Here is a 9,812-nt window from a genome sequence, read left to right on the forward strand (position 1 = left end):
GGAGCGAGCCCAAAGTCTTTATTTTGTAAAATTTAAGTGGTAGTTAATTTAGCATAGATAACAAAAAACAGGGTTAATTCCCCTATTAGCACAATATATGGTACTACTACAATTAAATTAATAATAAAAAAGACGGCTAAAATCCCTAAAAATAACCCTAAATGATAAATTTTCAATCTGTGGTGCACATGTCTATATTGGTGGAAAACAAAAGTAGTTGACAAGAAATAGAGCAATACAGAAGAAAAAACGAAATACAGGATATATGAATAATGGATTTCATTTAAAAACATTAGCCTGATGGATGCTGCAATCATGCTCAAAGACATTAAAATAAACAGATGACCGTAAATAATGGTTTGGCCGATAGTTTGGAGCGACTTGTCTACTTTCTTCTCCACATTATCGAAATACTGCCACCACATCGAAATGATTAGGATAAATGAAATGGCCGAAAAACCTATTGAATTCCAATTTCCTTGTTTAGGCTGAATTACCGCAAGGGTGCTGACTAGAGCTTCACCAAAGAGAATAATGGTAAATAGACCAAATCGCTCTAATAAGTGTGCTGTATTTGTGGGCACCTTTACTAAATACTTTCGTCCAAAAATTGGAACCATAATATCGATAATGATACCCGCATATAACACAGCATAACGAAGCCAAGAATCAAAAAGGACGGAGAATAATGATATAATGATTCCAATCCAAAAATACTTTCCCAAATATCGTGCTGCATTTTTTCGGAATCCCTCTTCTTTACGCTGGACAACAAGATATTGGATTGCTGTCACTGCTCTTAAGCCAATATAACCAATTAAAAAAGAAAGATAATATTGATCAAAATCGACTGATAAGCTTGATGTCATAATTAGAACAAAAAACATTTGTACTATTAAAAATAGTCGTTGATGAAATAAATCCTCCCCAAACCGGTTTACAAACAGGGTTTGCCCTACCCAAGCCCACCAGATAGGAATAAAAATTAACACAAACTTAAATAAATACTCTGAATGGATATATCCATCTTCAACATGAAGTAAAACATGGGTTGCAGACGCAACCGCCGCCACAAATAACAAATCATAAAAAAGCTCTAACCATGTAACTTTCTTTTCTATCATTCTGTACTCCTTCCTATCCCCTAATAGATTATTATATGATTTTTATATTCCATCTATTTCGTATTTCCACTTATGTTCACTCCAATTTTTTACAACTAATTATAAAGATAAATATTTTAGTCCAGTAATTCAAGTCTGGCATATTGTTTCAATTCCGACAATAGACAAGTCGAAGAATGTAAAATTAATAAGAATCTAATCATTTCTTGGGGAATAAAGTACAAGTTTGATAGAAATAATGTTTTTGTTCAAAAAAAGCAAGCGGAACCCTCCTCTTGCATAACTATTATGAAAATACAAAAAATTCATTTACTTCGATTATCGAAATGTTAAGATAGACTTATAGCAAGTACATAATGGAGGGATAAAACATGACGAAACGTCCGATTACGGCGGAAGATTTATGTAAATATAAGTTTGTCGGAGATCCTCAAGTTTCACCTAACAAAGACAAAGCTGCCTATGTCCTGACTCATGTAGATAAAGAAAAAGATGGCTACTATTCTAATATCTATCTAACGGATTTAAAAGTTGAAGGCAGACAGTTTACCTCTCACTATTCAAAGGAGAGCTTAGTAAAAGATACTTCTCCAAAGTGGTCACCAGATGGCAGCATCCTTGCCTTCCGTTCAAACCGCACCGAAAAAAATCAAGTCTGGCTTTTACATATGGATGGCGGTGAAGCGGTTCAATTAACAGACGTAAAGCAAGGGATTGGTGAATTTGTCTGGTCTCCAGATGGGAAGCAGCTTGCTCTTACCATTAATGGGGAAATAGGGCCTACCTTTGACAAGGACGAAGATAAGAAGGAAGAAAAAAGTGATGTGAAGGTGATTACAAGACTTCGTTATAAGGGAGACGGAGTCGGTATTTATAACGATGACCGCAAGCATATTTACCTATTTGACATGGAGACAAAGTCTTATACGAAAATTACTGAGGGAGAGCATGATTTTTCTCAGCCTCGTTTCTCTCCAGATGGAAAAAGCTTATTCTATATTGGAACAAAGGCCGAAGATACAGAGTGGGGTTACCTCCCGGCTATTTGGAAATACGATTTGGTTCTTAAGAAAGAGGCCCTTTTCTATCAAGGGAATGGATATATTAGCTCACCTTCGGTATCACCAGACGGTAAATGGCTGGCCATTGCTGGCCATACACGTGGTGAACGAAGTCAAGGAAATACAAATGTCCTCCTGTTTTCCTTGGAAACAGGTAAATTAACAAATTTAACAGAGGGCTTTGACTACACAATCGGAAACCTGGTAGGTATTGATGCGAAGTATGACACAGCGGAGTTTCGATTAATATGGGACTATACTAGTTCCAGCATTTACTTTTCTGCTACAGTTGGCGGCGATTGTCAGTTATTTAAGGTAACTCTGAATGGGGAGGTTTCCGCTGCCCTTTCCCCTTCTATAGCAACCGTTACTTCTTATGATATCGTAAGTGATGATCAAGCGGTCCTTGTTCTTGCTACTCCTCATTCTACAGGAGATTTAGTCATTCAAGATTTAAAAGATGTGACTAACGTTCATAAGTTAACGGATTGGAACCAAGAGCTATATAACCAGGTTCATTTAAGTACTCCGGAAAATTTCCATTACAAGAGCACGGATGGCTGGGATATTGAAGGCTGGATCTTAAAGCCATTAGGGTTTGAGGAAGGGAAAACATATCCGCTGATCGTTGAGATTCACGGCGGGCCGGCAACGGCATATGGAAATGGTCTTCACCACGAGATGCAGGTAATGGCTTCAAAAGGCTATGTAGTCCTTTACACGAATCCTAGAGGAAGCCATGGCTACGGTCATGACTTTGTCAATGCCGTTATCGGTGATTACGGCGGAATGGATTATGAAGATATTATGGCTGGTGTAGATTATGCATTAGAAAACTTTAATTATATCGATCACAGCCAGTTATTTGTTACGGGAGGCAGTTACGGCGGGTATATGACCAACGTTATCGTCACTCGTACAGACCGTTTCAAAGCAGCCGTTACGCAGCGCAGTATTTGTAATTGGCACAGCTTCTATGGTACGAGTGATATTGGATTTTTCTTCACGGAATGGCAGCACGGACATGCTGATTTATGGGATAATGCCGAGAAGTTATTAAAGCTTTCTCCTCTTCACCATGCTCGTAATGTTAAAACACCGATATTAATCCTGCACAGTGAACAGGATTTACGTTGTCCAATGGAACAGGCAGAGCAATGGTATATTGCCCTTAAGCGGTTGGGAGTGGAAACAAAGCTCGTCCGCTTCCCGGATGAAAGCCATGACCTTTCACGCTCTGGTAAGCCGAAGCACCGTTTAGAGCGTCTAAAGCATTTAATTGGCTGGTTCGATGATCGGCTGAAATAAGACATTTAATAATCCCATCTGTGTTCCAGATGGGATTTGTCCTTTTCTATGAAAATAACAACATTTACTGGATATTATTTGGAGCGTCATCGTATCTTCAGAAACTTACTACATATTTTAGGTCACTTACGACATATTTTCAGATACTTACTACATAATTTTCGAGGTTAACGACATTTATTGGATATTAATCGGAAAATCATCAGTATTTCACATTTAATTTAATCCATATTCTTTTATTTTGTTATATAATGTCCCTCTTGAAATACCTAATAAATTTGCTGCTGCACTTTTATTGCCATATGTTTTTCTTAATGCTTCCTCAATCTCGAAGGCTTCCGTATTTTTTAAAACAGGTTCCTGTTGATCAATTTCCCCATTTTTGGTGTTGGTTTGTTTTACAATTACCTTACTTTTGATATTTTCAGGTAAAAGTTCTTCGGTAATAATCGGTTTTTCATTTAGGAGGACCATTCGTTCAATCGTGTTTCGTAGTTCACGGATATTTCCTGGCCAGTCATAGTTTACTAACTGTTTCATTGTCTCAGAAGAGATCTCTGGTACCTGCTTTTTATACTTAGAGCTGAATTCTTGAATATAATTCTGAGCTAGGGAAACGATATCCTCTTTTCTTGTTCTTAGTGGCGGGATATCAATGGTAATGACGGATAAATGAAAATAAAGCTGCTCGTTAAAATTCCCTTGTTGCAGGAGAACATCCATCGATTCTGAAGTGGAAGTAATGATTCTTGTTGACGAGGTAATTTTCTCTCCCCCGCCTACCCGGTAAAAACTATGATCGACCAAATAATTTAATAATTTGCCTTGGATCGAAAGCGGCATCTTATCAATATCTTCTATATATAAAGTACCGTCTAAAGCTTGCTCGATCCGGCCGATTTGTAATGTTTCCTGTTCCGCTGTAAAGTTTTCCTTTTGAAAACCGAAAAGTTCGATTTCTAACAATGCAGCAGGGATGACCGAACAGTTTAGGGTAATAAATGGCCCTTCGGCTTTTGAGCCGCCATAATGAATCGCTTGAGCCAGCATTTCTTTTCCAGCACCAGGTTCCCCCGTTAAATGAATCGAGATATCCGCATGGGCAACTTTTTGCGCAATCTTCAAGGCTTCCTGGAATTTAGGACTCCCACTTACCATTGTTGAAAAGGTATTTGACTTTTGAACAAACAACGAAGAGTTTGAATCCAATTCTTCGTTAAGCCGGATAATATTCGTGATATTATGTTCAGTCGCGATGCCGCCGATGATCTTATTTTCAATCATGATAGGTGAAGCGTTAATTAGAACGTGTGTATCCTTATTAGGCCGATGATATTGCCCTCTTACCGGACGTCCTTCATTTAAAATTCGGTGTAGGACAATTGATTCATCACTAAAGTGCTCTCCAATTTTCTTTCCGAGGATGTACTCTTTTTTTATCTTGTAGGTTTCTTCCGCCGTTAGATTCCAGTAGACGACATTTCCCGTTTGATCAACCGCTGTAACGGAGTCATTGATCGTCTCGGCTAAGGTTTGAAAATATGCAGAAATTTGGCGGTTTTCTTCTTCCAGCTTTTCAATCCGCTTATCAGCTGTAACAACACCGATAATTTCCATTTCCTTTTTAACAAGAACCGGTCTGCGCCAATCCACGTCAGAATCGACTTCATAGACGTCAGAAAGTACAGTTGATGGGAGCCAATTGAGATGTTCGAGCCAATCAATTATGGGCATGGAGTCGCTGCCTAAGGCCATCAAGCTGTTTTCATAGTTATTGATGATAAAGTACGTTCCACCCGCCACAATAACAAAATTGTACTCGTGCAGCTTCTTTTTTATTTCTATTAATGTTGTATGATTATTTACAATTGTAAAGGAGTCATCCAGTGTAAATTGTACACTTTTGTACATACTAAAATCCTTTCTAGCTTTTTTATCACTGTATCATATAATTAAAGGCTATTCTACCTAACCTATATTATACGATAATAGGATAAATGAACTTCAAAATTAATAATAAGTATTAAAAAAGCTGAACCCATATATTATACGGGTATCAGCTTTTTAAGTTTCACCGGGACTAAATGTTAGGCCGATTGTTTATATTGGTCAAATTCTTTTTGTAATTGCTCACTTGGTGCGGGAGTCATCAGGCTGACAATCCAGATTGCTGCCAGACCTACCACGAATCCGGGAATGATTTCGTATAAACTATTTTTTAATACCGGTACACTAGCCCAAATGATTACCGTTACGGCGCCGCCGATCATGCCGGCAAGAGCGCCCCATCTATTCATCCGTTTCCAATAAAGGCTCAGCAGAATGACAGGTCCAAAAGCGGCTCCAAAGCCAGCCCAAGCGTAACCCACCAGCGATAAAATGGTTCCATTTTTATCAAAGGCAAGGACAACGGAAATGACGGCTACGACAAGCACCGAAAGTCTGCTAATAAACATTAATTCTTTATCTGTTGCAGAACGGCGGAAGAAAGTCTTATAAACATCTTCTGTCAGTGAGCTTGCTGTCACAAGGAGCTGTGAAGAAATAGTACTCATCACCGCCGCTAATAATGCGGCCAGTAAAAATCCAGTTATCAATGGATGAAATAAAATTCGGCTTAGTTCAATAAAGACGGTTTCAGGGTCAGAAAGTGTGATACCCTGTTTAGAATAAAAGGCCAAGCCAATGAATCCAGTAAACATCGCACCACCGACCGAGAAGATCATCCAGCCCATACCAATACGTCTTGCTTTTTTTATTTCTTTCACGGACGAAATTGCCATAAAGCGGACAATTATATGCGGCTGGCCAAAGTACCCTAGGCCCCAGGCCATTAAGGAAACAATCCCCAATACGGTGGTCCCTTTAAAAATGTCAAATAACTTAGGATCGATTCCCTTTATTTCCTGAAATGCAGGACCAAATCCGCCTACTTCCATGATGGTCACAACTGGGACTAAAATAAGAGCAGTTACCATAATCAAACCCTGTACAAAATCGGTCCAGCTCACGGCTAAAAATCCGCCAAATAAAGTATAGGCAATTACTACAGCAGCGATAATCCAAAGTCCAACCTGATAATGCAGATTAAAGGTTGTTTCAAAAAGAACCCCGCCAGAAACCATTCCCGAGGATACATAGAAAGTAAAAAAGACAATAATAACGAGTCCAGAGGTCAATCTCAGCATAGACGAACGATCACCAAAACGGTTCTCCAGGAATGCAGGAATGGTCATCGAATTGTTGGCGTTTTCTGTATAAGTTCTTAACCGCGGCGCTACATAAAGCCAGTTGAAATAGGCCCCAATTGTTAAACCAATGGCAATCCATGAAGCACTTAAACCCTGAGAAAACATCGCACCTGGAAGCCCCATGAGCAGCCAGCCGCTCATATCAGATGCTCCTGCACTAAGCGCTGTAACAGCTGGCCCAAGTCCTCTTCCGCCAAGCATATAATCGGTTAGATTAGACGTTCGCTTGTACGCAAAGTAACCAATTACCAGCATCCCCATCATATATATACCAATAGAAATTAGAATCTGTGTATTCATACCTCATCCCCGTTCTTTTAATAGACTTCAAAAAATCATAAAAGCGCTTACAAGAAGAGTTTAAAATCCTGGGGAATCCCCTCTCCTTTAGAGAGGATTCCCCAGCCTACTATGTTATGAAAGTTTTCTAGATTTCAGCTTTGCTTGAGTAAACAATAACAGGTAATCGTAACCGCCAGCTTTTGAATCAGTGCCTGACATGTTGAATCCGCCAAACGGGTGTGCACCAACTAATGCACCTGTACATTTTTTATTAATATAAAGGTTTCCGCAATACATGTTTTCAAGAGCATACTGAATGCGTTCCTCATTCTGGGAATGGTAAGCACCGGTCAATCCATAGTCAGTATCATTATAGATTTCAATGGCTTCCTGCCAGTCAGCAGCTTTCGCAAGGGCAAGGACAGGTCCAAAGATTTCCTCCTGCATGATCCGTGCTTTTGGTTCAACATCTGCAAAGACGGTTGGTTCAATATAGAAGCCGTTGCCATTTGCTCTAGAGCCGCCAGTAAGCAATCTGCCTTCTGTTTTGCCAATTTCAATATAGTTCATGATTTTATCAACTGATTTTTGATCAATAACTGGACCAATCGCATGGTTTTCTTCAGGAAGACCAACCGTTAAGTTTTTCGTTAACTCCGTTACTTTTTCAACCACTTCTTCATAAACGGATGCAACGATAATCGCTCTGGAGCCCGCGGAACATTTTTGTCCTTGGAAACCAAAAGCTGAAGCTACAATAGCCGCCGCTGCTGCATCTAAGTCGGCTGTTTCATCGACAACAACCCCGTCCTTGCCGCCCATCTCAGCGATGACACGCTTTAACCACAATTGTCCAGGCTGAACCTTTGATGCTCTTTCATAAATGCGGCACCCTACCGCACGTGAGCCTGTGAAGGAGATAAATCGAGTTTTTGGATGCTCTACCAAATACTCACCAACCTCGATTCCATCCCCTGGCATAAAGCTAAGTACACCTGAAGGCAAACCTGCCTCTTCCATTAATTCCACAAACTTGGCTGCAATCACAGGTGTGGCATCAGCTGGCTTCAAAATAACGGTATTTCCTGATACGATTGCTGCTACAGTTGTTCCCGCCATGATAGCCAATGGGAAGTTAAATGGAGAAATGACAATCCCTACACCAAGAGGGATATAGGAAATTTGATTGTCTTCTCCTTCAATTTTGGTAAGCGGCTGATGAATGCTTGTCTCGCTAAGGCGAATCATTTCTCGCGCATAAAATTCCAAAAAGTCGATTGCCTCTGCCGTATCAGCATCGGCTTCTGCCCAGTTTTTCCCTGATTCATAGACTAGGTAAGAAGAGAACTCATGCTTACGCTGTCTCATTAAATCTGCTGCTTTAAATAAATATTCTGCACGTTCAGCCGGCGCAACCTTTTTCCAGGTTTCAAAGGTTTCTAACGCTGCCTGCATCGCTTTTTCTGCTAATTCTTTGTTCCCTTTGCTGACAGACCCGATTACTTCATCGACGTTCCCCGGATTAATCGAAATGGTTTGTTCCTCGGTGAACAGCTTTTCCTTGCCGATTACAATCGGATACTTCCTGCCCAACTCCTTTTTCACTTTTGCAAGAGCTGCATACATGGATTGCATATTTTCTTCAAGCGAAAAATTGGTAAAAGGCTCATTTCTAAATGGTGTTGGTTTTGTTGCAGTTATCATCATCTTCGACTCCTTTTTACGTTAAATTGCTATTTTAATAGATTTTTAAGAACAAACCATACATTGGCCGGTCTTTCTGCCAGCCGTCTCATAAAATAACCAAACCAGTCTATCCCATAAGGCACATATACACGGACCCTATATCCTTCTTTTACTAGTTTTGCTTGGATATCCTCACAAATTCCATATAGCATTTGAAACTCAAATTGCTCATTCGATATTTGGTGTTCACTTACTAGAGATTTTGTATATTCAATCATCGATTCATCATGGGTTGCTACTGCTGTATAGTTTCCGTTTAATAGATGCTGCTTAATGATCTTTTTAAAATTTTCATCTACATCTTTTTTCTCCGGAAAGGCAACATTTGGAGATTCTTTGTATGCCCCTTTTACAAGACGCAGGTTAGCTTTTAATAGATTTAAGTCAGCAATATCTTGTTCCGTTCTAAAAAGGTAGGCTTGAATAACAAGGCCTACATTGTCATATTCCTTCCGAAGCTCCTTGTAAATATCCAATGATACCTGGCAGTGATCATAATCCTCCATATCAATTCTGACAAAATTTTGATGGAGCTTAGCGCGGTCCAGAATTTTACGCATATTTTTCATACATAGTTCTCTGCTAATATCAAGGCCAAGTGATGTCATTTTAAGGGACAGATTAGACTTGACCCCCGATTCAGCAATAGCATCAAGTGTTTGTATACACATGGCTGCTGATTCCTGTGCTTCTTCTTCAGTATAAACAAACTCCCCAAGGTGATCTAAGGTGACCATTTTTCCATCACGATTCAACTTTGTCACAGCCTCAATAGCTGTTTTGATGGATTCCCCCGCCACAAATCTACCTGCTCCGAAACGCAGACCGTATTTCTTTGCTAGTTTGTTAGCCGAGGTATTCTTCCCAAGCGATTGAAACATATTTCTCATTAATAATTCCAAAGTCTTCAAACCTCCTTAATAGAATGAACATCATTGTTTATTATTTTATATCTGTAAGCAATTTTATAATATTCTGAACAAAAGTGTCTATATATTTTTTAAATTTAAACACATTTGTTAACTTGTTAAGTCAAATAC

6 protein-coding genes are annotated in these 9,812 nt (G+C 39.4%); 1 reads left to right on the plus strand and 5 read right to left on the minus strand.

Features of this window, described 5'->3' with window-relative positions; all coding sequences use genetic code 11:
• Positions 1–32: 32 nt before the first annotated feature.
• Positions 33–1,124 (minus strand): low temperature requirement protein A, encoded by a 1,092-nt coding sequence (locus V7161_RS29870; RefSeq protein ID WP_335716390.1) that lies wholly within the window; start codon positions 1,122–1,124, stop codon positions 33–35.
• A gap of 371 nt (positions 1,125–1,495) precedes the next feature.
• Between V7161_RS29870 and V7161_RS29875 the strand changes: the two genes are divergently transcribed.
• Positions 1,496–3,493, plus strand: a complete 1,998-nt coding sequence (locus tag V7161_RS29875; protein ID WP_335716391.1) for a S9 family peptidase — start codon at positions 1,496–1,498, stop codon at positions 3,491–3,493.
• Positions 3,494–3,709: 216 nt separating this feature from the next.
• Here the strand turns inward: V7161_RS29875 and V7161_RS29880 are convergent, their stop codons facing one another.
• From V7161_RS29880 to V7161_RS29895, 4 genes are all read right to left on the minus strand, one after another.
• Positions 3,710–5,404 (minus strand): sigma-54 interaction domain-containing protein, encoded by a 1,695-nt coding sequence (locus V7161_RS29880; protein WP_335716392.1) that lies wholly within the window; start codon positions 5,402–5,404, stop codon positions 3,710–3,712.
• Between the two features lie 176 nt (positions 5,405–5,580).
• The gene (gene putP / locus V7161_RS29885; RefSeq protein ID WP_335716393.1) at positions 5,581–7,044 is read right to left on the minus strand and encodes a sodium/proline symporter PutP; all 1,464 of its coding nucleotides are present in this window, start codon (positions 7,042–7,044) and stop codon (positions 5,581–5,583) included.
• A gap of 114 nt (positions 7,045–7,158) precedes the next feature.
• Positions 7,159–8,730: an L-glutamate gamma-semialdehyde dehydrogenase gene (pruA, locus tag V7161_RS29890; protein ID WP_335716395.1), complete on the minus strand. Its 1,572-nt coding sequence runs from the start codon at positions 8,728–8,730 to the stop codon at positions 7,159–7,161.
• Positions 8,731–8,759: 29 nt separating this feature from the next.
• Positions 8,760–9,674 carry a proline dehydrogenase gene (locus V7161_RS29895; protein WP_335716394.1) on the minus strand — a complete coding sequence of 305 codons (915 nt, stop codon included), beginning with the start codon at positions 9,672–9,674 and terminating at the stop codon, positions 8,760–8,762.
• Between the last annotated feature and the right edge of the window lie 138 nt (positions 9,675–9,812).

It is taken from the genome of Neobacillus drentensis (assembly GCF_036965425.1).
Lineage (GTDB): Bacteria > Bacillota > Bacilli > Bacillales > Cytobacillaceae > Neobacillus > Neobacillus drentensis_F.

What these genes read in the sequence shown, in the direction of transcription:
- putP (WP_335716393.1), bottom strand. Translation starts at nt 7,044, where the DNA reads ATGAATACACAGATTCTAATTTCTATTGGTATATATATGATGGGGATG.
- V7161_RS29870 (WP_335716390.1), bottom strand. Translation starts at nt 1,124, where the DNA reads ATGATAGAAAAGAAAGTTACATGGTTAGAGCTTTTTTATGATTTGTTA.
- pruA (WP_335716395.1), bottom strand. Translation starts at nt 8,730, where the DNA reads ATGATAACTGCAACAAAACCAACACCATTTAGAAATGAGCCTTTTACC.
- V7161_RS29875 (WP_335716391.1), top strand. Translation starts at nt 1,496, where the DNA reads ATGACGAAACGTCCGATTACGGCGGAAGATTTATGTAAATATAAGTTT.
- V7161_RS29880 (WP_335716392.1), bottom strand. Translation starts at nt 5,404, where the DNA reads ATGTACAAAAGTGTACAATTTACACTGGATGACTCCTTTACAATTGTA.